Genomic DNA, 23147 nt, shown 5'->3' on the forward strand with positions numbered 1-23147 from the left:
GATTCCGTTCTCGTGTCGTCGCTGTTAGCGACGGCCCTTGACGATTCGCTCCTGGTTGACGTCCTCGGCCTCAGCAGCCTCGACCTGCTCGGCGCCCACGACGCCCTGGTCGTCACCCGGCTGGAACTCGAGGATGAACTCGTCGATCTTCTTCTCGAGCTCGGCCACCGTGTCGTCCCCCAGCGCGTTGGTCTCGCGCAGCGTGTCGAGGACGGTCGAGTTGCGACGCAGGTAGTCCAGCAGCTCGCGCTCGAAACGGAGCACGTCGGACACCTCGATCGTGTCGAGCTTGCCGTTGGTACCGGCCCAGATCGAGACGACCTGCTCCTCGACCGGGTACGGCGAGTACTGCGGCTGCTTCAGCAGCTCGGTCAGACGCGCACCGCGGGCCAGCTGACGACGCGACGCGGCGTCGAGGTCGCTGGCGAACATGGCGAACGCCTCGAGCGAACGGTACTGGGCGAGCTCGAGCTTCAGCGTGCCCGAGACCTTCTTGATCGACTTGACCTGGGCGTCACCGCCGACGCGCGAGACCGAGATACCCACGTCGACCGCGGGACGCTGGTTGGCGTTGAAGAGGTCGGACTGGAGGAAGATCTGGCCGTCGGTGATCGAGATCACGTTCGTCGGGATGTACGCCGAGACGTCGTTGGCCTTGGTCTCGATGATGGGAAGACCCGTCATCGAACCGGCGCCGAGCTCGTCGGACAGCTTCGCGCAACGCTCGAGCAGACGCGAGTGGAGGTAGAAGACGTCACCGGGGTACGCCTCGCGGCCCGGCGGGCGACGCAGGAGGAGCGAGACGGCACGGTAGGCCTCGGCCTGCTTCGACAGGTCGTCGAAGATGATCAGGACGTGCTTGCCGCCGTACATCCAGTGCTGGCCGATCGCGGAACCCGTGTACGGCGCGAGGTACTTGAAGCCGGCGGGGTCGGAGGCGGGGGCCGCGACGATGGTGGTGTACTCCATCGCGCCGGCCTCCTCGAGGGCGCCCTTGACCGAAGCGATCGTGGAGCCCTTCTGGCCGATGGCGACGTAGATGCAGCGGACCTGCTTGGTGACGTCGCCCGACTCCCAGTTGGCCTTCTGGTTGATGATCGTGTCGATCGCGATGGCCGTCTTACCGGTCTGGCGGTCGCCGATGATCAGCTGGCGCTGGCCGCGGCCGACGGGGATCATCGCGTCGATGGCCTTGATGCCGGTCTGCAGCGGCTCGTGCACGCTCTTGCGCTGCATGACGCCGGGCGCCTGGAGCTCGAGGGCACGACGACCCTCGGTCGCGATCTCGCCGAGACCGTCGATCGGGTTGCCGAGGGGGTCGACCACGCGACCCAGGTAGCCGTCACCGACACCGACCGAGAGGACCTCACCGGTACGCGTGACGCTCTGGCCCTCTTCGATGCCGGAGAACTCGCCGAGGATGACCACGCCGATCTCGTGCTCGTCGAGGTTCTGGGCGAGGCCCAGGGTGCCGTTGTCGAAGCGGATCAATTCGTTCGCCATGACGCCGGGCAGTCCCTCGACGTGGGCGATGCCGTCGGCCGCGTCGACGACGGTGCCGACCTCGGTCGCACCCGCGCCCGTCGGCTCGTAGGCGTTGACGAAGTCCTTCAGCGCGTCACGGATGACGTCGGGGCTGATAGAGAGTTCTGCCATTGTCTTCCTTCGTTCGTGGGGCGCGAGCCCCCAGATCTCCACCCGCTCGGGCGGGAAAGTCTTAGCCGGCGATGCGCTGGCGAAGGTCGGCGAGACGTGCGGACACGCTCGCGTCGATGACGTCGTCGGCGACCTGCACGCGCAGTCCGCCGACAACCGTCGGGTCGATCACGGTGTTCAAGGTGACCGCCGACCCGTAGCGCGCGCGGAGCGCGTTCTGCAGGCGCGTCTGCTGCTCGACGTTCAGGGGCGCGGCGGCGTAGACCGTCGCCACGATGCTCGAACGCTGGTCGGCGACGATCGACTCGGCCCGACGCAGGAGCGCGCGGACACGACGACCGTGCGCGTTCTGCACGAGCGAGGACACGATCAGCGCGGTCGGGGCGCTGGCGCGGCCATCGAGCAGCGTCGAGACGAGCGAGGCCTTGCCGGACGCGTCGCCGAGGCGACCGCCCAGAGCCAGTTCCAGCTCGCCGTTCGAGGCGACGGTGCGGGAGAACTGGAACAGCTCGCCCTCGATGTCCGTCGACGCATCGGCCACGGTGGCGGCGCGCACCGCCAGCTCCTCGAGGCCGTCGACGAACTCCGCCGCGGTCGACCACCGCTGCTCCGCGGCACGACGCAGGAGCGAGACGGTCGTCTCGCGGTACGTGGAGCCGAAGACGGCCGTCACCAGCGCGCCGCGCGCGGCGGCGGGCGCCGACGAATCGGAGAGCGCGCCGCTCAGCTGAGCCGACCCGTTCACGGCGCCGACGGCCGCGAACAGCTCGCGGGCGACGTCGAGGTCGACGCCGGAGGCGTTCGTGAGCGCCTCCGCCGTCGCGGTCCGCGCCTGAGTGGTCGCGCTGCCCATTACTGAGCCGCCTTCTCGGATGCCTCGAGCTCGGCGAGGAAGCGATCGACGACGGCCTGCGCGCGGGCGTCGTCGGAGAGGGTCTCGCCGATGACGTTGCCGGCGAGGTCGACCGCGAGGGTGCCCACCTCTGCGCGCAACGACACCAGCGTCGACTGACGCTCGGCCTCGATCTGCGCGTGCGCGGCTGCGGTGAGGCGCGCGGCCTCGGACGACGCGGCATCCTTCGCCTCGGCGACGATCTTCTTGCCGTCCTCGCGGGCGGCCTCGCGGATCTCGCCGGCTTCCTTGCGGGCCTCGGCGAGCTGCGCGGTGTACTGCTCCAGCGCGGCCTCGGCCTGACGCTGCGCCTCGTCGGCCTTCGCGATGTTGCCCTCGATGGCGGCACTGCGCTCGTCGAGGAGCTTCGCCATGCGGGGCAGGGCGACCCGCCAGACCACGACGAGGATGACGACGAAGCAGACGAGCGACCAGACGATGTCGTAGACGGCGGGGAAGAGCGGGTTGTGCGCTTCCTCCGCCGCGGGCTCCGCGGCGAGCGTGACAAGAGCGTTCAGCATCCTGTCTCCTTACAGTGAGTCGAGAGCGGCCGGATCAGGTGAAGATGAAGCCGGTCGCGATACCGATGAAGGCGAGCGCCTCGGTGAAGGCGATACCGATGAACATCAGGACCTGCAGGCGGCCCGCGAGCTCGGGCTGACGGGCGACGCCCTCGATCGTCTTGCCGACGACGATGCCCACGCCGATGGCGGGGCCGATGGCCGCGAGGCCGTAGCCGATCGTGGCGACGTTACCGGTGACCTGGGCGAGAACCGTAGTTGCGTCCACGGGTTTTTTCCTTTCGGTTGGGTGGCTCGGCGTGCGCCGGGCCGCTCAGTGCTCTTCTGCGACCGCGAGCTGGATGTAGACCGCGGTGAGGATCGCGAAGACGTACGCCTGGAGGAAGGCGACGAAGATTTCGAACAGGGTGAAGGCGAAGCCGAAGGCGAGCGAACCCGCGCCCAGGACCGTCCACCAGCCGCTGAGGCCGATCACGAAGAACTGGGTGGCTGAGAAGAAGAGGACCAGCATCAGGTGCCCGACGATCATGTTCATCAGCAGACGCAGGGTGAGCGTGACGGGGCGGATGATGAAGGTCGAGAGGAACTCGAGCGGCACGATGATGATGTACAGCGGCCACGGCACACCCGAGGGCAGCAGCGCGTTCTTGAAGAAGCCGCCGGGGCTCTTCTTGATGCCGGCGTAGATGAAGGTGACGTACGCGACGAGCGCCAGGAGCATCGGAACGGCGATGACGCTCGTGCCTGCGATGTTCAGACCCGGGATCACACCGGTGATGTTCATGAACAGCACCATGAAGAAGATCGTGGTGAGGATCGGCAGGAACCGCTTGCCGTCCTTGCGGCCGAGGATGTCTTCGGCGATGTTCACGCGGACGAAGTCGAGACCCATCTCGGCGATGCTCTGGAAGCGGCCGGGAACGACCTTCATCCGGCGGGTGCCGAGAACGAGGAAGAGGACGAGCGCGAGGGTCGCCAGCATCTGCGTGAGGTTGATGCGAGTGATCGCGAAGATCGTTCCCTCGAAGAGGACCGCGTCAGGGAAGAACTCGTTGATGGAGGGCGGGTGAAACTCAGCACCCGCAGACGCGAAGTTCGTGATCAGGGTCGCAGCTTGAGTGGACAGCGCTGGCTCCAGCTTCGGGGCATCGGTATGAACCGTTGCGACGATGGTCGGTGATGGCACCCGAAGTGCGAGTCTGGGGAAGAGTCCCCGTCGCGGGTGGGTACTTACCCCACCCTATCAAACTCCCGGCTGATCCATGAGTGCGGGTCGATCGTTCGTCTCGCCGACGGACTATCGTGCCCGCCGTCCGCGAACCTCGGGTTATAGGGCCCCTCAGGCGCGGCGGTCGCCTTCGTCGGGATCCGTCGGCAGCGTCACGTCGCTCGCACTGGGCACGCGCAGACGCAGCAGCACCACGACATCGACCGCGAGCGAGGCCATGACGCTGACGACCAGCGCGACGTAGAACACCACCGGGTCGACCCAGCCCTGGCCGCGCAGGATCACGATCGCGACGATGAACAGCACCAGCTTGAGCAGCCACCCGCCCAGCACGATGCCGAAGAAGATCGGCACGTAGAGCGGGTCGCCGAACCACCGGTTGGCGATGAGGATGCTCGAAGCCGTCACCGCGAGGAAGACGGCGCTCACCGCCACGCCCGCCAGAGCACTGCCCAGTCCCCCGGCGCCGGCCACGGCGAAGCCCACCACGGCGCCGACGACGAGCAGGACCGCGGTGACGATGCCGCCCCAGGCCAACGCCGTGCGAAGGATCGGCGTGCTCGAGAGCGGTCGACGTGCGGCGGGGGAAGCGGTGCTCATGAGGAAGTCTCCGGGGAAGCGGGCTGCGCGCGGCGGGAGCGCCGACGCAGGAGGCGGTGAGAGGGAAGCAGGGTCAACACGATGCAGGCCGTGACGCCGAGGGCGCCGAAACCGATGCCGATCCAGTAGTCGCCCGGCCAGCTCTGCTGCGTGCCGATGTACATCAGGAGGAACGACAGGCTCACCACGGCCGTCCAGGCATAGAAGATCAGCACCGCATCGCGGTCGCTGTGTCCCATGTCGAGCATGCGGTGGTGGAGATGCTTGCGATCGGGTGAGAACGGGGAGCGCCCGGCCCACTGGCGCCGGATCACGGCGAGCCCGAAGTCGAGCAGCGGCAGCAGCACGATCACCACGGGCAGGAGGATCGGGATGAACGCACCGAGCAGCTGAGAGCGTCCGAGCTGCTCCGGATCGAGCACGGCCGGGTCGAGCTGCCCCGTGATGGCGACCGCGGAACTGGCCATCAGCAGACCGAGCATGAGCGCTCCGGAGTCGCCCATGAACAGCTTCGCCGGCGTCCAGTTCATCGGCAGGAATCCGAGGCATGCGCCGACGAGGACGGCGGCGATGAAGGATGCCAGGTTGAAGTAGGTGCTCGCCCCGGTGTCGCGGACGAGCAGGTACGAGTAGGCGAAGAACACGCCGTTGGCGATGAGGCAGACTCCCGCCACCAGACCGTTCAGGCCGTCGATGAAGTTGACGGCGTTCATGACCACGACCAGGGCGAAGACGGTGAGGAGGAAGCTCACCCAGCTCGACCCGACGGTGAGGGCGCCCATCGGCAGCGAAAGGATCTGCAGTTGCCCGAACCACGCGATGATGCCCGCAGCGATGAACTGCGCGCCGAGTTTGATCATCCAGTCGAGGTCCCACAGGTCGTCGACGACTCCGACGACCACGATGAGCAGCACCGCGCCCAGCAGCGACAGCACCGGCACCGGATCGGTCCAGAAGATCGCGAAGTACGGGTTCCGGCTCGACAGCGCGAAGGCGGCGACGACGCCGAGGAACATCGCCACACCCCCGAGTCGCGGGGTAGGCGTCGTGTGCACGTCGCGATCCCGGATGCCGGGATACAGGCGGAACCGCAGAGCGAACTTCCACACCACCCACGACAGCGCGAGGGTCACCGCCGCCGTGAACAGGATGGTGAGGAGGTACTGGGTCACGGACCGGGCGCCTCGGCATCCGGGGTGGTCTCCGGCTCCGACGACGCGGCGTCTCCGGCGGGACGCTCCTCGGGATCCGGCTCGAGCACGTCGCCGAGGACCTCGCGCAGACGCGCCCGGGAGATCGTGCCCTCGCGGAGCACGCGGACCAGGGGCTCGGATCCGCCGACGAGGGACGTGGCATCCACGATCGTCGAGGCGAAGCCCCACTCGCTCGGACCGGCGTCGAGATAGACCGCGACGCTGTCGCCGAGCATGTCGCGCGCCTCGTCGATGCTGACCGCGGCGGGCATGCCGGTGCGATTGGCGCTGGACACCGCGAGCGGACCGGTCTCTTCGAGCAGCTCCAGCGTGAGGTTCTGCGCGGGCATGCGGACCGCGACAGTGCCGTGCGTGTCGCCGAGGTCCCACGAGAGCGACGGCTGCGCGGGCAGGACGATCGTCAACCCGCCGGGCCAGAAGGCGTGCACGAGGTCGTCGACGGCGGCGGGGACCTCCGCGACCAGGGCGCGCAGGGTGCCGACGCCCGGGACGAGCACCGGCGGCGGCTGCTGACGCCCGCGGCCCTTCGCCTCGAGGAGGCCCGCGACGGCACGCGCGTTGAACGCGTCCGCGGCGATGCCGTAGACGGTGTCGGTGGGGAGCACGACGAGTTCGCCTCGGCCGATCGCCTGACGCGCGTGGCGCATTCCGGAGAGCAGCTGCGACTCGTCACGGCAGTCGTAGACGGGTGACATGTCGGGCGACAGTCTACCGACGCCCGGACCGGTTCACGGTCAGGGTCGGAGAGCGGTCGTGGCGCGATCCCGCGTCGTGAGGTCGGGATGGGTCGCCGCGGACCGCCACCCGTCCGCCGTGAGGATCTCGCGGATCGCGGCCCCCTGCCACTCGCCGTGCTCGATGACGATCGTGCCGCCGGCGTGCGCGAGACGCAGGCCCACGCGGCTGAGCACGCGCACGGCATCCAGACCGTCCGGTCCTCCGTAGAGCGCCGCCGGCGGGTCGTACAGCCGCACCTCGGGATCGCGCGGGATCGCGTCGTCCGGCACGTAGGGAGGGTTGGATGCCACCACCGAGACCGTTCCGTCGAGTTCCGGGAACGCCTCGGCGAGGTCGATGAACGCGAGGGTCAGGTTCGGCGCGCCGATGCGGGCGAGGTTCTCCTTCGTCCAGATGAACGCGTCGACGGAGTTCTCCGCGGCGAACACGCGCGCGTGCGGGACCTCCGTCGCCAGGGCGAGCGCGATCGCTCCGCTCCCGGTGCCGAGGTCCACCGCGACCGGGGAGGCGGATGCCGCCGCGCGCAGCGCGTCGATGGCGAGCTGCGCCACCATCTCGGTCTCGGGCCGCGGCACGAACACCCCCGGTCCGACGGCGAGCTCCATCGAGCGGAACGGCGCGAGCCCGGTCAGGTGCTGCAGCGGCTCACGCGAGCATCGCCGGTCCACCAGCGGGGCGAGGGCCGCCTGGGACTCGGCGGCCAGACGGTCGCCGCGGACGGCCGCGGCCTGGACTCCCCCGCGCGACGTCGACAGGACGTGCGCGACGAGGAGCTCGGCATCCACGTGAGGGTCGGGGATGCCCGCGGAGGCGAAGCGCGCAGCGGTGGCGCGGACGACGTCGGCGACGGTGGACGGGGCGGAGGGTACGGGCTCGGGCATGACGGCTCCCGAGCCTAGTCGCGCGCCGTCACACACGGACGCCGGGGGTCTCCGCTCACCTAGGATTGTCGCGATCCGACCGACGGCGAAAGGCGAGCCATGCCCGGCATCCACTCCGACATCACCTCCGCGTTCGGCGACACCCCGCTGGTGCGCCTCAACCGTGTTGCGGAGGGCGCCGGGGGCCAGATCCTGGCCAAGCTCGAGTTCTACAACCCCGCCTCGAGCGTGAAGGACCGCCTCGGCATCGCCATCGTCGACGCCGCCGAGGCGTCGGGTGAGCTGAAGCCGGGCGGCACTCTGGTCGAGTCCACGAGCGGCAACACCGGCATCGCCCTGGCGATGGTGGGCGCTGCCCGCGGGTACAAGGTCATCCTCACGATGCCCGCGTCCATGTCGAAGGAGCGCCGCGTGCTGCTCCGGGCCTTCGGTGCGGAACTCGTGCTCACCGACCCCACCAAGGGAATGTCGTTCGCCGTCGAAGAGGCCAAGCGCATCGTCGCCGAGACCCCCGGTGCCGTCTGGGCCCGCCAGTTCGAGAACGAGGCGAACCCGGCCATCCACCGCAAGACCACCGCCGAGGAGATCCTGCGCGACACCGACGGCAAGGTCGACTACTTCGTGGCCGGCATCGGCACGGGCGGCACCATCACCGGTGTCGGTCAGGTGCTCAAGGAGCGCGTCCCGGGCGTGAAGGTCGTCGCGGTCGAGCCGGCGGACTCCCCCATCCTCACCAAGGGCCACCCCGGGCCCCACAAGATCCAGGGCATCGGCCCGAACTTCGTCCCGGCGATCCTCGACCGCGACATCATCGACGAGGTCATCGACGTCGAGTTCGACGACGCGATCCGCCTGGCGCGCGAGACGGCGGCCAAGGACGGCATCCTGGTGGGCATGTCCTCGGGCGCCGCCATCTGGGCCGCACTCGAGATCGCGCGCCGCCCCGAGGCCGAGGGGAAGAACATCGTCGTGATCATCCCGTCGTACGGCGAGCGCTACCTCTCCACCGCGCTGTACGAAGACCTGCGCGACAACTGACGTGGGAGTCGTCTCCCGCCTTCGCGAGGACGTCGCCGCGGCGAAGTTCCGCGACCCCGCCGCCCGCGGCGGTCTCGAGATCGCGCTGCTCTACCCCGGTCTGCACGCCGTGTGGTCGTACCGCGTGGCACACCGTCTGTGGCAGCGCGGCCTGCGATTCCCGGCGCGGGCGATCTCGCAGGTCACGCGCTGGCTCACGGGCATCGAGATCCACCCCGGCGCGACGATCGGTCGCCGCTTCTTCATCGACCACGGCATGGGCGTCGTGATCGGCGAGACGGCGGAGGTCGGCGACGACGTCATGCTCTACCACGGCGTCACCCTCGGGGGGCGTCAGCGCGAGGGCGGCAAGCGCCACCCGACCCTGCACGACGGGGTGGCCGTGGGTGCCGGGGCGAAGATCCTCGGCCCCATCACGATCGGCGCCCACAGCCTGGTCGGCGCGAACGCGGTGGTCACCCGCGACGCGGCGCCCGAGAGCGTGCTCGTCGGGGTTCCGGCCAAGGCGCGGGCCCGCCGCTCGAGCGACGACACCCGAGCGCTGCTCACCGCCCCCGAATACTGGATCTGATCCGCGTCAGCGCTTCTTCGCGGCGGCCCGCGCGGGCCGGTCGATGAGCACGACCGTGAGCACCCAGGTGACCACGGCCGAGACGATCCAGACCACGAGCGGGGCCAGAACCCACGCGCCGACCGTCGTGATGCGGACTCCCGCCGACGGCAGCACCGCCACGACGACGAGCGAGACGAACGTGGCGATGATCCCGATGCCCCCCAGCAGCAGGGGCGCCCGCTTGGTCGCGAGCTTCGTGGCGAGGGGCGTCGCGAGGCTCTGCACGATCGCGAAGACGACGATGGCCACGAGGAAGCCCCACCAGTCGAGCCAGGAGATCCGGAACCCGGCGACGAACAGGTCGGCGAGCACGAGTCCCGCCGCCGCGGAGGCGAGATAGACGAGCACGCGCAGCAACCGGGTCTTCATGCTGTGAGGCTATCGGAGCGTCGGGCCTAGGCTCGGAGAATGACCCGTCCGCACGATCTGTCCCTCGTCGCGCAGGTCTCGGGGCTGCAGCAGGGCGCCATCGGGCCGGTCGAACTGGCCTCGCACTACCTCGATCGCATCGCCCACGCCGCCGATCTCGGCGCCTTCGCCGAGGTGACCGGCGAGTCTGCTCTCCGGCGGGCCGCCGCGCTCGAAGCGGGAGGACCCGACGGTGCGCTCTGGGGCGTGCCGTCGGCGGAGAAGGACCTCGTCGCGCGGGCGGGCGTGCCCACCCGCTACGGATCCCGCGCCCGCGTCGATCACGTGCCGTCGACGTCGGACGCCCTCGCCGAGGCGATGGATGCCGCGGGAGCGGTCAGCCTCGGCAAGACCAGCACCTCCGAGTTCGGTCTCACCGGCTTCACCGAACCGCTCATCCATGCCCCCGCGCGAGACCCCTGGAGCACCGGGAACGGCGCCGGCGGCTCGAGCGGCGGTGCGGCCGTCGCCGTCGCGGCGGGGCTGCTCCCGGCCGCGGTCGGATCCGACGGCGGCGGCTCCATCCGCATTCCCGCAGCGACCGTCGGCGTCGTGGGGCTCAAACCCTCGCGGGGGCGACTGCCGATCGGCTCGGGCTTCGACTCCCCCGACGGACTGTCGGTCACGGGCCCGCTCGCCCGGAGCGTCGAGGACGCGGGCCTGCTGCTGGACGCGCTGGCGGGACTCGCGCCGTTCACCTACGCGACCGCGGCCCCCGGGCAGGGTCCCTTCGTCCGCGCCGCCCGCGCCGGGTCGGGGGCTCTCCGGATCGGTGTGACGACCGTGTCGCCGTGGGACGACGACGAGGACATCGTGCTCGATCCGGCCGCGCGGGCGGCGTTCGAAACCGCGGCCGCCTGGCTGGACGACGCCGGACACGACGTGGCGGATGCAGACTGGCATCCGGTGGGCTACGCCGCTCTGTTCCGCGTGCTCTGGCGCGCGAGCGCCGCGCGCATCCCGTTGAGCGCGGAGGACATGGCGCTGGTCGAACCGCTCACCGCCTGGCTGGTCGAGGAGGGCCGCGCGCTGTCCGCGAGGGATCTCCTCGGTGGCCTCGCCGAGGCGCGCGCGTTCGAACGGCGGACGATCACCGACTTCGCGGCTTTCGACGCGGTGCTGACTCCCGCCCTCGCCAAGGCGCCGCAGCCCGTGGGCGCCTACGCCGGCCACGATCCCGAGCGGACCTTCGCGATGCAGGTCGAGTACGCACCGTACTCGAGCTTCGTCAACGTGGCGGGGCTCCCCGCTCTCACGCTCCCCGTGACCACCGACGCGAACGGACACCCGGTCTCGGTGCAGGTGATCGGCCGTCCCGGCGGCGAGGCGACCCTGCTCGCGCTCGGGGCGGTACTCGAGGATCGCCGTGGCCCCCTCCCGCACCCGCCGGTGTGGGACGCGTGACCGGGGTGGGACACCTGACCCCTGGACGCTGTGGGGTGCCTGGACGCTGTGGGGTGCCTGACCGCTGACTTCGGAGAAACGTACGTGAGCACCGAGAGCTCCCGTACATACGCCCGAAGTCAGCGGAGGCGGGAGAGTGCTTCCCGCACCAGCCTCACCAGCAGGTCGGGGCGGTGGAAGAGCGTGTCCCGAGTCACCCGAACGATGCGCCAGCCGGCCGCTGTGAGGCGTTCGTACCGTTCGAGATCGCGTTGCCACTGCGCGGCATCCGTGCGGTGATGGTCGCCCTCGTACTCGACGCCCACACGCAGATCCGGATAAGCCAGGTCGACGCAGGCGACGAAGCCGTCGACGTCATGGACGTCGTGATTCAGGGCGGGTTCGGGGAGGCCCGCGTCGACCAGTGTGAGACGTGTCCACGACTCGGTGCGGGACGCGGCGCCGCGGCGGACACGAGGAAGAGCATCCCGCAGCGCGACGATACCGCGCCGTTTGTGCGCCGCGTCGAGAGCGGCCTGGAGCTGCTCGATCGTCGCGAGGGGCTCACGGACGACGCGCCCGCGTGGACCCGCAATGCGCTCACCCGTGACCAGCGCGTCGGCCGCAGCGACGAGGTCGTAGGGGTGCCGGAGGAGCGTACCCAAGAGCGCCCACGTCGTTGCCGGATCGGTGAGGGTCACTCCGTCTGTGGTGGTGACGGTGGTGACCCCGTGCGGCTTGAGCTGGTGTCCGTGCACGCCGCGCCCTTCCGGTGCGCACGACGGGGCGAGGACCGAGACATGGATGACATCGTCCGGCAACGGCGGCAGGGGAACGCCCCAGAGGAGCGCGGCCGTACTGTGCGAGAAGAACACCCCGGGGCCGATGATCGCACGGTAGGCCTCGGCGTTCACGAGAATCCGTCGCTCGCGTTGCGCGGCGGGATGGCTTTCGCTGCTCTCAGGCGGCAGGGGCATGCGCACACCGCGGAACGGCCGATGCCACTGCTCCGAGTCGATGAAGCGTCGCGAGGCACCACCGCGCAGCGCACCCCCCGTCGTGAACGCGCGCGCCGAGCTCGATGTCATCCCGACATCCTGCCGACCCTCGGCATCCCGCCGCCGGCGTTGTCCACAGCCCCGTGGCCCGCTCGCCGCGGCCCGCTCGACGCGGGCTGCCCGCGCGCCGTTGATTTCGGGGAAACGTACGCCGGGCGAGGGACACGACGTACGATTCTCCGAAGTCAGCGGCACGCGAGCGCGCCGGTGGCGGGCGAGGGGGCGCGAGACGAGGGGGGTTACTCGGCGGAGAGAGCGGCGAGACGCGCTTCCTCGTCGGCGGTGATCGCCGACTCGATGATCGGGCCGAGGGCGCCGTCCATCACCTGATCCAGGTTGTAGGCCTTGTACCCGGTGCGGTGATCCGCGATGCGGTTCTCGGGGAAGTTGTAGGTGCGGATGCGCTCGGAACGATCCATGCCGCGGATCTGCGAGCGTCGCGCGTCGGCGGCGACGGCGTCGCGTTCCTCCTGCTGCTTGGCGAGCAGCCGGGCGCGCAGCACGCGCATACCGGCCTCGCGGTTCTGCAGCTGCGACTTCTCGTTCTGCATCGACACGACGATGCCGGTGGGCACGTGCGTGATGCGCACGGCCGAGTCGGTCGTGTTGACCGACTGACCGCCGGGGCCCGACGAGCGGAACACGTCGATCTTGAGGTCGTTCGGGTCGATCGCGACCTCTTCGGGCTCGTCGACCTCGGGGAAGACCAGCACACCGGTCGTGGAGGTGTGGATGCGCCCCTGGGACTCGGTGGCGGGCACACGCTGCACGCGATGGACGCCGCCCTCGTACTTCAGGTGCGCCCACACACCCTGCGCGGGGTCGCTCGAGGAGCCCTTGATCGCCACCTGGACGTCCTTGTACCCGCCCAGGTCGGACTCGTTGCGCTCGAGCAGCTCCGTCTTCCAGCCCATGGATGCCGCGTACTGGAGGTACATGCGCAGGAGGTCGGCCGCGAACAGCGCGCTCTCCGCACCCCCCTCGCCCGCCTTGATCTCCATGATCACGTCGCGGGCGTCGTCCGGGTCGCGCGGGATCAGCAGGCGGCGCAGCCGCTCCTGACTCTCATCCAGACGCTGCTCGAGCGCGGGCACCTCTTCGGCGAAAGCCTCGTCCTCGCGGGCGAGTTCGCGCGCGGCATCCAGGTCGTCCGCCGCCGAGCGCCACGCCTCGTAGGCGTGCACGATGCGGTTCAGCTCGGCGTAGCGCCGGTTGACCCGCTTCGCACGCGCGGCATCGGCGTGCACGGCGGGGTCGTTCAGCTCGAGCTCGACCTGCCGGTGCTCGTCGAGCAGTCCGCGGACGGACTCGAGGATGCCGGAATCCGACACGGCTCAGCGGATGCCGTTGTCGTGCCCGTTGTCTCCGCGCGCGGGAGCCGGGATCGACTTCTGCATCTGGACGAGGAACTCGACGTTGGACTGCGTCTCCTTGAGCTTGCCGAGCACGACCTCGAGGGCCTGCTGCGGGTCGAGGCCCGCGAGGGCACGACGCAGCTTCCAGGTGATCTTGACCTCGTCGGGCGAGAGCAGCATCTCTTCGCGACGGGTCGAGGACGCGTTGACGTCGACCGCGGGGAAGATCCGCTTGTCGGCGAGCTGACGGCTCAGGCGCAACTCGCTGTTGCCGGTGCCCTTGAACTCCTCGAAGATCACGTCGTCCATCTTCGAGCCGGTCTCGACCAGCGCGGTCGCCAGGATCGTGAGCGATCCACCGTTCTCGATGTTGCGCGCGGCGCCGAAGAAGCGCTTGGGCGGGTACAGCGCCGACGCGTCGACCCCACCGGTGAGCACGCGGCCGGACGTGGGTGCCGACAGGTTGTACGCACGGCCGAGGCGCGTGATCGAGTCGAGCAGCACGACCACGTCGCGACCGAGCTCGACGAGACGCTTGGCACGCTCGATGGCGAGCTCGGCGACCGTGGTGTGGTCTTCGGCGGGACGGTCGAAGGTCGAGGCGATGACCTCGCCCTTGACCGTGCGCTGCATGTCGGTGACCTCTTCGGGGCGCTCGTCGACGAGCACGACCATGAGGTGGACCTCGGGGTTGTTGTGCGCGATCGCGTTCGCGATCTGCTGCAGCACGATCGTCTTGCCCGCCTTCGGGGGCGCCACGATCAGACCGCGCTGGCCCTTGCCGACCGGGGCGACCAGGTCGATGAGACGCTGCGTGAGCTTCTCGGGCGCCGTCTCCATACGCAGGCGCTCCTGCGGGTACAGCGGGGTGAGCTTGCCGAACTCGACGCGACCGGCGGCGTCGTCGACGGAAAGGCCGTTGATGGAGTCGACCTTGACCAGGGCGTTGTACTTCTGGCGGCTGGACTGCTCGTTCTCACGCGGCTGCTTGATCGAGCCGACGACGGCGTCACCCTTGCGCAGGTTGTACTTCTTCACCTGGCCGAGCGACACGTACACGTCGCTCGGGCCGGGCAGGTAGCCCGTCGTGCGGACGAACGCGTAGTTGTCGAGGACGTCGAGGATGCCCGCGATCGGGATCAGGACGTCGTCCTCACCGATCTCGCCCTCGAACTCGTCGCCCGTGGTGCCCTGGCCGCGGCGCTTGTTGCGCTGGCGGTTGCGGCTGTTCGCCGGGTTCTGCTGCGGGGCCTGCGAGCCGTTCTCCGCGGGCGTCTCGGCCTCTTCGGCGGCGGCCGGCGTGTTCGCCGCGGGGGCGGCGCCGTCGGCGTTCTCGGCCTTGTTGCGGTTGCGGTTGCGCGATCGGCTCCGGCTGCGGCTGCGCGACGGCGTCTCGGTGGACTCCTCGCTCGACTCGCCGTCGGGGGCGGATGCCACGGCCTCGGCGCTCGCCTCGCCCTCGGCGGTCTCGGTCTTCGGCTCGGCCGCGTCCACGGCGGGCGCGTCCGCGCCGGCCTCGGGGGTCTCAGCCGCGACGGCGGGGGTCTCGTCGGCGGGGGCCGCGACGGGCTCGGCCGAAGCCTCGGGCGCGGCGTCCACGGCCGCCTCGGGTGCGGCGACCTCGGCGGGTGCCGCCGCCTCCTCGGCCGGCGTCTCGTCGGCGGGGGCGCTCTTCGCCCGACGCGGGGCGCGCTTGCGGGGGGCGCGAGCGGGCTTGGCGGGCGCCTCTTCGGCGGCCGGCTCCTCGGCCGGTGCGGCGGCGGCCTCTTCGGCGGCCGGCTCGACGGCAGGCGTCGGCTCGTCCGCGGGCGCCGACTCCTCGGCCGCGGCCTCAGCCGGGGCATCGACCGATGCCTCGTCGGCGACCGGGGCGGGCTCCTCCGCCGCGGGCTCCCCCTCGGGGGCGGGGTCGGCGGGGGCTTCCTCGCCCTCCGTGTCGGCGGGCGTGTCGAACAGCGTCTCGTCGGCGGGAGCGGCGGACTGCTCCTCGGGCGTGATGTCCGCGCCCTCGGGCGCGTCGACGGGCTGGGTCTCGGAGATGGACTCCACGAGTGCTCCTCAGAAATGAAACGTGATCAGATCGCGCTTCGCCATGCAGATCGCAGACGAAGAGACACCAGCGGTTCGGGAGACTGCAGCCGAGACCGGGTTCGCGATGTGTTGCGGATTTCGCAGGTGGTGCAGAGGCTCAGATTCGCGTGCTAGGCGGAACCCTCTGCGGGCTTCACTGTACCACCCTTGACGTCGACGGCGAGCATGAGCGCCTGCCACGGGGTGTCGACGATCGATGAGGTGAGGTCTGCAGCCGCGACGCGTTGACCCGGGCCGTCCGCGAGCACGAGCACGCTCGGCCCCGCGCCCGACACGACCGCCGCGTACCCCTCTGCCCGGAGCGCCCGCACGAGACGGTCGGTCTCGGGCATCGCCTGAGCGCGGTAGTTCTGGTGCAGTTTGTCTTCGGTGGCCGCCATCAGCAGCTCGGGGCTCTGAGTCATCGCCGCGATCAGCAGCGCCGAGCGTGAGACGTTGAAGACGGCGTCCTCGCGCGGCACCTGCAGGGGCTGCAGGCTCCGGGCGACGGCGGTCGACATCGTGAATCCCGGCACCAGCACCAGCGGCGAGACACCGCGGTGCACGATGAGCTGCTTGTGCTGGGGGCCGGTGGCATCCATCCACGCGATCGTGAGGCCGCCGAACAGCCCCGGGGCGACGTTGTCGGGATGACCCTCCATCTCGGTCGCCAGGCGCAGCAGGTCGACGTCGCTGAAAGCGACCTCGCCGTCGAGCAGGCCCTTCGCGGCCAGGATGCCGGCGACGACCGCCGCACCCGACGAGCCCATGCCGCGCCCGTGCGGGATGACGTTGTGCGCGACGAGACGCAGGCCGGGGAGCTCGCGCCCCACCGAGGCGTACGTGTGCGCGATCGCACGCACCACCAGGTGCGACGCGTCACGCGGGACGTCGGCCGTCCCTTCACCGGAGACCTCGATCTCGAGGCGCCCCGGCTCGAGCGCCTCCACTGTGAGCTCGTCGTAGACGCTCAACGCCAGCCCGAGCGTGTCGAACCCCGGACCGAGATTGGCGCTGGTCGCCGGGACGCGGACCGCGACCCGGCGTCCGAGGGCTGTCGTCACTCGGCCACCGGCTTCAGGTCGAGGACCGAGGCGACCTCCGAGGTGGTGGCATCGACGACGGTGGGCTGCACGTCGGTGCCGTCGGCCTTGCGCAGAGCCCACTGCGGGTCCTTCAGGCCGTGGCCGGTGACGGTCAGCACGACCTTGGCGCCCGCGGGCACGATGCCGGCCTCGGCGCGGTCCAGCAGGCCTGCGACGCTGATCGCCGAGGCGGGCTCGACGAAGACGCCCACCTCGCCGGCGAGGATCTTCTGGGCCTCGAGGATGCCGGCATCCTCGATCGCGCCGAACCAACCGTCGGTGGCATCCCGGGCCTCGAGGGCGAGGTGCCAGGAGGCGGGGTTGCCGATGCGGATCGCGCTGGCGATGGTCTCGGGGTTCTTCACGACCTCGCCGCGCACGAGCGGCGCGGAACCGGCGGCCTGGAAGCCGAACATGCGCGGGACGCGCGTGGACACGCCGCGGTCGGCCTCTTCGCGGTAACCGCGCGAGTAGGCGGTGTAGTTGCCGGCGTTGCCGACGGGGATGAAGTGGAAGTCGGGAGCGTCGCCGAGCTGCTCGACGACCTCGTACGCGGCGGTCTTCTGTCCCTCGATGCGGTCGGGGTTGACCGAGTTGACCAGGTGCACCGGGTAGTGGTCGGCGAGCTCGCGCGCGATTTCGAGGCAGTCGTCGAAGTTGCCGCGGATCTGGATGAGGCGACCGTTGTGCGCGACGGCCTGGCTGAGCTTGCCCATCGCGATCTTGCCCTCGGGCACGAGCACCGCAGCGGTGATCCCGGCGTGGGCGGCGTAGGCCGCGGCCGACGCCGAGGTGTTGCCGGTCGACGCGCAGATGACGGCCTTCGCGCCGTGCTCGACGGCGCGCGAGAGCGCCACCGTCATGCCGCGGTCCTTGAACGAGCCGGTGGGGTTCATGCCCTCGAACTTCACCCACACGTCCGCACCCGTGCGGCGCGACAGAGCCGGAGCGGGGATGAGGGGGGTGCCGCCCTCGCCCAGCGTCACGACGGTGGAGGCGTCGGTGACCCCCAGACGGTCGGCGTACTCGCGGAGGACTCCGCGCCAGACGTGTGCCATGTCAGTTCCCTTCCACACGCAGTACGGAGACCACGCGCTCGACGACGCCGCTCGCGGCGAGACGCTCGACGGTCTCGCTCAGATCTTGCTCACGGGCCTGATGTGTTCCGATGACCAGACGCGCAGAACCACCGGCGGCGGGGTTCTCGGCATCCGATTCGATGGTGGTCTGCTCGACGGTCGCGATCGACACCCGACCCTCGCTGAGGATGCCGGCGACCGTGGCGAGCACGCCCGGCTGGTCGTTCACCTCGAGCGTGATCTGGTACCGCGTGATGACGCGGCCGATCGGCACCGTCGGGAGGTTGGCGCGCGTGGACTCGCCGACGCCCACTCCCCCGGCGATGTGCCGACGGGCGGCCGAGACGACGTCGCCGAGGACCGCCGACGCGGTCTGCACGCCGCCGGCGCCCGCACCGTAGAACATGAGGTCTCCGGCGGCCTCGGCCTGCACGAACACGGCGTTGTTGGCGCCGTGGACGCTGGCCAGGGGGTGCGTCCGGTCGACCAGCGCCGGGTAGACGCGCACCGAGATCGACTCGGTCGACTCGCCCTCGCCCGCGGCCAGACGCTCGCACACGGCGAGGAGCTTGATCACGTAGCCGGCGTGGCGTGCGGACTCGATCATCGCGGCGTCGATCTGCGTGATGCCCTCACGGTGCACGGCATCCAGCGGGACCGTCGTGTGGAACGCCAGGCTCGCCAGGATCGCGGCCTTCTGCGCGGCGTCGTAGCCCTCGACGTCGGCGGTGGGGTCGGCCTCGGCGTAGCCGAGGGCCTGGGCCTGGGCGAGGACGTCACCGAAGTCGGCGCCCTCGGTGTCCATACGGTCGAGGATGTAGTTCGTCGTGCCGTTGACGATGCCCATGATGCGCACGACCCGGTCACCGGCGAGCGAGTCGCGCAGCGGCCGGATGATCGGGATCGCGCCCGCGGCGGCGGCCTCGTAGTAGACCTCGGCGCCGACCTGGTCGGCGGCCTCGAAGATCTCCGAGCCGTGCGTGGCCAGCAGCGCCTTGTTGGCGGTGACGACATCGGCGCCCGAGTTGATGGCCTGCAGCACCTGGCTGCGTGCCGGCTCGATGCCCCCCATCAGCTCGATGACGATGTCGGAGCCGTTGATGAGGGTCTCGGCGTCGGTCGTGAACAGCTCGCGGGGCAGGTCGGTGTCGCGCTTGCCGTCGAGATTCCGGACGGCGATGCCGGCGAGCTCGAGGTTCGCCCCGGCGCGGTCGGCGAGTTCGGCTCGGTGCTTGAGCAGCAGGTCGGCGACCTGCGAGCCGACGGCACCGGCGCCCAGCAGCGCGACGCGCAGCGTGCGGTAGTCGGTCATTCGGTGTCTCCGTGGGGTGTGGCGGTCGAGGAGGATGCCGCGACGCCGACGTCGCGGGCGAGCAGATCGTCGATGGTCTCGCCGCGGACGATCACGCGGGCCCGCCCGTCCCGGACGGCCACGACCGGCGGGCGGGGCGTGTAGTTGTAGTTGCTCGCGAGGGAGAAGCAGTAGGCGCCGGTCGCCGGAACCGCGAGGAGATCTCCAGGAACGACGTCGGACGGAAGGTACTCGGCATCCACGACGATGTCCCCCGACTCGCAGTGGTGTCCCACGACCCGCGAGAGAGCGGGGGCCGCGGCGCTCGTCCGCGACACGATCCGGGCCGAGAAGTCGGCGCCGTAGAGGGCGGGACGCGCGTTGTCGCTCATGCCGCCGTCGACGCTGACGTAGGTGCGCTCGAGATCATCCCCGACGGTGACCTTCTTCACGGTCCCGACTTCGTAGAGCGTGACGCCCGCCTGCCCGACGATGACCCGGCCGGGCTCGCACGCGACGTCGGGCATGTCGATGCCGCGCACGGCGCACTCGTCGGCGATGGCGTCGAGGATGCCGTCGGCGATCTCCTCGATGGGACGGGGGTCGTCGACCGAGGTGTACGAGATGCCGAAGCCGCCGCCGACGTTGAGCACGGGGATCTCTCCCCCGGCGAGGAGTTCGGCGTGCAGGTCGACCAGACGGGCGGCCGACTCACGGAAGCCGGAGGAGTCGAAGATCTGCGAACCGATGTGAGCGTGCAAGCCGACGAAACGGAGGCTCGTCAGCTCGCGGATCCGAGCGACGGCCTCGGCCGCCACCTCGAGCGAGAAGCCGAACTTCTGGTCTTCGTGGGCGGTGGCGAGGAACGCGTGCGTCTCGGCATGGACTCCGGTGCGCACACGCACCAGCACCGACTGGACCGCACCGCGGCGCTCCGCGATCGCGGCGAGACGCTCGATCTCGACGGGGCTGTCGACGACGACCGAGCCGATGCCGACCTCGACGGCGCGCTCGAGCTCGGCGACGCTCTTGTTGTTGCCGTGGAATCCCAGGCGCGCGGGGTCCGCGCCGGCGGCGAGCGCGACCTCGAGCTCTCCGCGCGTGCACACGTCGACCGCGAGACCCTCGTCGGTCACCCAGCGCACGACCTCGGTGGACAGGAAGGCCTTGCCCGCGTAGTAGACGCGGGACCGGATGCCATGGCGCTCAGCCGCCGCGGAGAACGCGGCGCGGGCGCGACGGGCGTGCGCGCGGACCTCGTCCTCGTCGAGGACGTACAGCGGCGTTCCGAAACGGTCGCGTAGATCGAACACCGACACCCCGCCGATCTCGACGGAGCCGTCATCGACGCGGTGGGCCGACGAGGGCCAGACGGAGGCGACGAGCTCGTTCGCTTCGGCCGGGGCGGTGAGCCACTCGGGCACGAGCGCGGAGTGCGAGGCGGACACGGAGGAACCAATCGGGTTTTGCGGCGACGCGACGGCCGCGGATCACGGCTCCTGCCCCCGCGGGGCGTCACGCGACGGGCAGTCCTTGCAGTCTAGGGCACGGCATATGCCGCCCCCGTCCCATGCGGTGCGGCCGGGCCGACCGGGTCAGCCGCAGGTGCCGTTCTGCTGCAGCGCCGGATCGCTGAGCAGTCGACCGTCGATGGCGAAGGTCGCCACCACGTCCTGCCCCTGGACGCTCACCGAATCCAGCGTCAGACCGGCGGGAAGGCGGTCGGCGATGCACAGGCTCCACGTCTTCAGCGCCGCGTCCGCGACGCCGCCGAGCTGCCCGCGCAGGGCGTCGGCGTCGAGACGGTTGCCCCCGAGGTCGAACGACGTGGGTGTCAGCGTGAGGTCACCGTCGGCCGCCCCGGGGGTGGCGGAGATCCCCACCGGGATCGACACGCCGAACACCGAGAACTGCGTCGACAGCGTCACGTCCGGTGCGGCGGTGTCGACCGTGTCGGCCGGGAAGTCGGGGATCTGCGCGAGGAGGCCACGCAGCTGATCGGGGTTCAGGCGCACGGAGGCCGATCCCCCGGCCGCCGGAGCGTCGCCCGCGACGGGAACGTCCTGCAGGTCGACGCGGACGTCGCCGTTCAGCGGGCCGAGCGCCACGTCGGCCGCGGAGACCACCACCTGGTCGAGGCGGCCCTTCAACAACTGGGGCAGCACGATGCCGGGTACCTCGACGTCGACCTGCTGGTCGGCGGAGAGGCCGACCTGTTGCACGACGAGCGACCGCACGGTGCTCGCGACCGCCGATCGCGCGATGGCCTCCGCCGCCACCAGCAGACCCGCGATCACGACGACGATGATCGTCACGACCGCGATCGTGCGTCCGCCGCGTCGGCGGGGGCGCGTGGCATCCACCATGGCTACATGCGCTCCGGAGCGCCGACACCCAACAGGTCGAGACCGTTGCGCAGCACCTGACCGGTCGCGTCGTTCAGCCAGAGACGGGTGCGGTGCACGGATTCGACCGGGGCCTCGCCGAGCGGGATCACGCGGCAGTTGTCGTACCACCGGTGGTAGAGGCCCGCGAGCTCCTCGAGGTAGCGGGCGACTCGGTGCGGCTCGCGGACCTCGGCGGCGTAGGCCACCACGCGCGGATACTCCTGCAGCGCGCCGAGCAGAGCGGACTCGGTCTCGTGCGCGAGCAGCTCGGGAGCGAACTCCGACCGGTCGACGCCCGAGTCGGCGGCGTTGCGCGCGACGTTGTGGGTGCGCGCGTGGGCGTACTGCACGTAGAAGACGGGGTTGTCGTTGGTCCGCTTCTGCAGGATCTCGGGGTCGAGCGTCAGGGGCGAATCGGCGGGGTACCGTGCGAGCGAGTACCGCAGCGCGTCGGTTCCGAGCCATTCCTGCAGGTCGTCGAGCTCGATGATGTTGCCCGCGCGCTTGGACAGCTTGGCGCCGTTGATGGACACGAGCTGCCCGATGAGCACCTCGATGTCCTTCTCGGGGTCGTCGCCGGCGGCGCCCGCGAGCGCCTTCAGGCGGTGGACGTAGCCGTGATGGTCGGCACCGAGGAGGTAGATCTTGTGCGCGAAACCGCGGTCGCCCTTGTTGAGGTAGTACGCGGCATCCGCGGCGAAGTAGGTGTACTCGCCGTTCGACCGACGGATCACGCGGTCTTTGTCGTCGCCGAAGTCGGTCGTGCGCACCCAGACGGCGCCCTCGTCGTCGAAGACGTGTCCCTGCTCGCGGAGGCGGTCGACGGCCTCGTCGACGAGGCTCGGCCGACCGTCCGCGCGTGCGTGGAGCGTGCGCTCCGAGAACCACACGTCGAAGTGCACGTTGAAGCGCTCGAGCGAGGCCTGGATCTCGCCGAGCTGGAACCCGTAGGCCAGTTCGGTCGCGACCGCGATCTGCTCGGCGCGGTCGAGCTCGCGGATGTCGGCGCGCGCGGCCGCCACCCGCTCGGCGAGGTCGGCGATGTACGCGCCGCCGTAGCCGTCGTCGGGGGTGGGCTCGCCGTGGAGCGCGGCGACGACCGAACGGCCGAAGCGCTCCATCTGGGCGCCCGCGTCGTTGATGTAGAACTCCCGCACGAGCGTGGCCCCGCTGGCCAGCAGCACGCGGGCGATCGCGTCGCCCAGGGCCGCCCAGCGCGTGTGGCCGATGTGCAGCGGCCCCGTCGGGTTCGCGCTCACGAACTCGAGGTTGATCGTGTTGCCGCGCTGCGAGTCGTTCGTGCCGAACGCCGCACCCTGCTCGACGATCGTCTTCGCGAGGGCGCCTGCCGCGGCGGCATCCAGGCGGATGTTGATGAACCCGGGTCCGGCGACCTCGACGCTCGCGATGCCGTCGACACTCCCGAGGCCCGCCGCGATCTCGGCGGCGAACTCGCGCGGGTGGGCACCGACGACCTTCGACAGCTTCAGGGCCGCGTTGGACGCCCAGTCACCGTGGTCACGGTTCTTCGGCCGCTCGAGAGGGAGGTCGGCAGCGGTGATCCCCGCGGACGAACCCTCACGTCGCGCCTCCGCGAGCGGGGCGATGACGGCGAGCAGGGTGGCGGAGAGGGCTGCGGGATCCATAACC

The 23147-nt window shown here is 70.5% G+C and carries 22 protein-coding genes; 3 read left to right on the top strand and 19 right to left on the bottom strand.

The annotated features are described in order from the left end of the window. Positions 1-24: 24 nt before the first annotated feature. The 9 genes from atpA to prmC all read right to left on the bottom strand — a co-directional run bounded on the left by atpA (position 25) and on the right by prmC (position 7730). A complete protein-coding gene (gene atpA / locus BW982_RS04935; RefSeq protein WP_076490918.1) occupies positions 25-1656 on the bottom strand; it encodes a F0F1 ATP synthase subunit alpha in 1632 nt (543 codons plus the stop codon). 61 nt (positions 1657-1717) lie between these two features. Next, a complete protein-coding gene (locus tag BW982_RS04940) occupies positions 1718-2509 on the bottom strand; it encodes a F0F1 ATP synthase subunit delta (protein WP_076490919.1) in 792 nt (263 codons plus the stop codon). Next, positions 2509-3069 carry a F0F1 ATP synthase subunit B gene (locus BW982_RS04945; protein WP_076490920.1) on the bottom strand — a complete coding sequence of 187 codons (561 nt, stop codon included), beginning with the start codon at positions 3067-3069 and terminating at the stop codon, positions 2509-2511. Before BW982_RS04945 ends, BW982_RS04940 begins: the two co-directional genes overlap by 1 nt. Before the next feature lie 34 nt (positions 3070-3103). Next, positions 3104-3337 carry a F0F1 ATP synthase subunit C gene (gene atpE, locus BW982_RS04950; RefSeq protein ID WP_043360904.1) on the bottom strand — a complete coding sequence of 78 codons (234 nt, stop codon included), beginning with the start codon at positions 3335-3337 and terminating at the stop codon, positions 3104-3106. Positions 3338-3382: 45 nt separating this feature from the next. Next, a complete protein-coding gene (gene atpB / locus BW982_RS04955; RefSeq protein WP_076491882.1) occupies positions 3383-4174 on the bottom strand; it encodes a F0F1 ATP synthase subunit A in 792 nt (263 codons plus the stop codon). Between the two features lie 234 nt (positions 4175-4408). After that, positions 4409-4897, bottom strand: a complete 489-nt coding sequence (locus BW982_RS04960) for a Cg1360 family ATP-synthase-associated protein (protein ID WP_076490921.1) — start codon at positions 4895-4897, stop codon at positions 4409-4411. Further along, positions 4894-6069 (bottom strand): MraY family glycosyltransferase, encoded by a 1176-nt coding sequence (locus tag BW982_RS04965; protein WP_076490922.1) that lies wholly within the window; start codon positions 6067-6069, stop codon positions 4894-4896. The genes BW982_RS04960 and BW982_RS04965 overlap by 4 nt, the downstream gene beginning before the upstream one ends. Further along, complete coding sequence (locus tag BW982_RS04970; RefSeq protein WP_076490923.1) at positions 6066-6806, bottom strand: L-threonylcarbamoyladenylate synthase; 741 nt, start codon at positions 6804-6806, stop codon at positions 6066-6068. The genes BW982_RS04965 and BW982_RS04970 overlap by 4 nt, the downstream gene beginning before the upstream one ends. Positions 6807-6845: 39 nt before the next feature. Beyond that, positions 6846-7730: a peptide chain release factor N(5)-glutamine methyltransferase gene (gene prmC / locus BW982_RS04975; protein ID WP_076490924.1), complete on the bottom strand. Its 885-nt coding sequence runs from the start codon at positions 7728-7730 to the stop codon at positions 6846-6848. Between the two features lie 99 nt (positions 7731-7829). Between prmC and cysK the strand changes: the two genes are divergently transcribed. Together cysK and epsC are read left to right on the top strand one after the other, a co-directional pair. Then, positions 7830-8768 (top strand): cysteine synthase A, encoded by a 939-nt coding sequence (gene cysK, locus BW982_RS04980; RefSeq protein ID WP_076490925.1) that lies wholly within the window; start codon positions 7830-7832, stop codon positions 8766-8768. Position 8769: 1 nt separating this feature from the next. Then, positions 8770-9339, top strand: a complete 570-nt coding sequence (epsC, locus tag BW982_RS04985) for a serine O-acetyltransferase EpsC (protein ID WP_076490926.1) — start codon at positions 8770-8772, stop codon at positions 9337-9339. A gap of 6 nt (positions 9340-9345) precedes the next feature. Here epsC and BW982_RS04990 read toward each other — a convergent pair whose 3' ends face one another. Continuing rightward, complete coding sequence (locus BW982_RS04990) at positions 9346-9750, bottom strand: phage holin family protein (RefSeq protein ID WP_076490927.1); 405 nt, start codon at positions 9748-9750, stop codon at positions 9346-9348. 39 nt (positions 9751-9789) lie between these two features. Between BW982_RS04990 and BW982_RS04995 the strand changes: the two genes are divergently transcribed. Then, positions 9790-11193, top strand: coding sequence for an amidase (locus BW982_RS04995; protein ID WP_076490928.1), 1404 nt, complete (start codon positions 9790-9792; stop codon positions 11191-11193). A 119-nt stretch (positions 11194-11312) separates the two neighbouring features. Here BW982_RS04995 and BW982_RS05000 read toward each other — a convergent pair whose 3' ends face one another. The 9 genes from BW982_RS05000 to BW982_RS05040 form a co-directional block, all read right to left on the bottom strand. Beyond that, complete coding sequence (locus BW982_RS05000; RefSeq protein WP_076490929.1) at positions 11313-12260, bottom strand: endonuclease domain-containing protein; 948 nt, start codon at positions 12258-12260, stop codon at positions 11313-11315. Positions 12261-12469: 209 nt separating this feature from the next. Further along, positions 12470-13546, bottom strand: a complete 1077-nt coding sequence (gene prfA / locus BW982_RS05005; RefSeq protein ID WP_076491883.1) for a peptide chain release factor 1 — start codon at positions 13544-13546, stop codon at positions 12470-12472. 18 nt (positions 13547-13564) lie between these two features. Then, positions 13565-15634 carry a transcription termination factor Rho gene (gene rho / locus BW982_RS05010; protein WP_076490930.1) on the bottom strand — a complete coding sequence of 690 codons (2070 nt, stop codon included), beginning with the start codon at positions 15632-15634 and terminating at the stop codon, positions 13565-13567. A 152-nt stretch (positions 15635-15786) separates the two neighbouring features. Further along, positions 15787-16719, bottom strand: a complete 933-nt coding sequence (thrB, locus tag BW982_RS05015; protein ID WP_076490931.1) for a homoserine kinase — start codon at positions 16717-16719, stop codon at positions 15787-15789. Continuing rightward, entirely contained in the window at positions 16716-17798 is a 1083-nt protein-coding gene (gene thrC, locus BW982_RS05020) for a threonine synthase (RefSeq protein WP_076490932.1), read from the bottom strand. The genes thrB and thrC overlap by 4 nt, the downstream gene beginning before the upstream one ends. Before the next feature lies 1 nt (position 17799). Continuing rightward, positions 17800-19131: a homoserine dehydrogenase gene (locus tag BW982_RS05025; protein ID WP_076490933.1), complete on the bottom strand. Its 1332-nt coding sequence runs from the start codon at positions 19129-19131 to the stop codon at positions 17800-17802. After that, entirely contained in the window at positions 19128-20558 is a 1431-nt protein-coding gene (gene lysA / locus BW982_RS05030; RefSeq protein ID WP_076490934.1) for a diaminopimelate decarboxylase, read from the bottom strand. Before lysA ends, BW982_RS05025 begins: the two co-directional genes overlap by 4 nt. Positions 20559-20705: 147 nt before the next feature. Then, positions 20706-21476, bottom strand: coding sequence for an LmeA family phospholipid-binding protein (locus BW982_RS05035; RefSeq protein ID WP_076490935.1), 771 nt, complete (start codon positions 21474-21476; stop codon positions 20706-20708). Between the two features lie 2 nt (positions 21477-21478). After that, on the bottom strand, positions 21479-23143 hold the full coding sequence (locus tag BW982_RS05040; RefSeq protein WP_076490936.1) for an arginine--tRNA ligase: 1665 nt from the start codon (positions 23141-23143) through the stop codon (positions 21479-21481). Positions 23144-23147: the final 4 nt, after the last annotated feature.

This window comes from Microbacterium sp. RURRCA19A (genome assembly GCF_900156455.1).
In the GTDB taxonomy this organism is placed as follows: Bacteria; Actinomycetota; Actinomycetes; order Actinomycetales; family Microbacteriaceae; genus Microbacterium.

Bases quoted from the DNA above. Each gene is read 5' to 3' on its own strand.
- atpA (WP_076490918.1), bottom strand. From the start codon at position 1,656: ATGGCAGAACTCTCTATCAGCCCCGACGTCATCCGTGACGCGCTGAAG.
- BW982_RS04940 (WP_076490919.1), bottom strand. From the start codon at position 2,509: ATGGGCAGCGCGACCACTCAGGCGCGGACCGCGACGGCGGAGGCGCTC.
- BW982_RS04945 (WP_076490920.1), bottom strand. From the start codon at position 3,069: ATGCTGAACGCTCTTGTCACGCTCGCCGCGGAGCCCGCGGCGGAGGAA.
- BW982_RS04960 (WP_076490921.1), bottom strand. From the start codon at position 4,897: ATGAGCACCGCTTCCCCCGCCGCACGTCGACCGCTCTCGAGCACGCCG.
- BW982_RS04970 (WP_076490923.1), bottom strand. From the start codon at position 6,806: ATGTCACCCGTCTACGACTGCCGTGACGAGTCGCAGCTGCTCTCCGGA.
- prmC (WP_076490924.1), bottom strand. From the start codon at position 7,730: ATGCCCGAGCCCGTACCCTCCGCCCCGTCCACCGTCGCCGACGTCGTC.
- cysK (WP_076490925.1), top strand. From the start codon at position 7,830: ATGCCCGGCATCCACTCCGACATCACCTCCGCGTTCGGCGACACCCCG.
- BW982_RS04990 (WP_076490927.1), bottom strand. From the start codon at position 9,750: ATGAAGACCCGGTTGCTGCGCGTGCTCGTCTATCTCGCCTCCGCGGCG.
- BW982_RS04995 (WP_076490928.1), top strand. From the start codon at position 9,790: ATGACCCGTCCGCACGATCTGTCCCTCGTCGCGCAGGTCTCGGGGCTG.
- BW982_RS05000 (WP_076490929.1), bottom strand. From the start codon at position 12,260: ATGACATCGAGCTCGGCGCGCGCGTTCACGACGGGGGGTGCGCTGCGC.
- thrC (WP_076490932.1), bottom strand. From the start codon at position 17,798: ATGGCACACGTCTGGCGCGGAGTCCTCCGCGAGTACGCCGACCGTCTG.
- BW982_RS05025 (WP_076490933.1), bottom strand. From the start codon at position 19,131: ATGACCGACTACCGCACGCTGCGCGTCGCGCTGCTGGGCGCCGGTGCC.
- BW982_RS05035 (WP_076490935.1), bottom strand. From the start codon at position 21,476: ATGGTGGATGCCACGCGCCCCCGCCGACGCGGCGGACGCACGATCGCG.
- BW982_RS05040 (WP_076490936.1), bottom strand. From the start codon at position 23,143: ATGGATCCCGCAGCCCTCTCCGCCACCCTGCTCGCCGTCATCGCCCCG.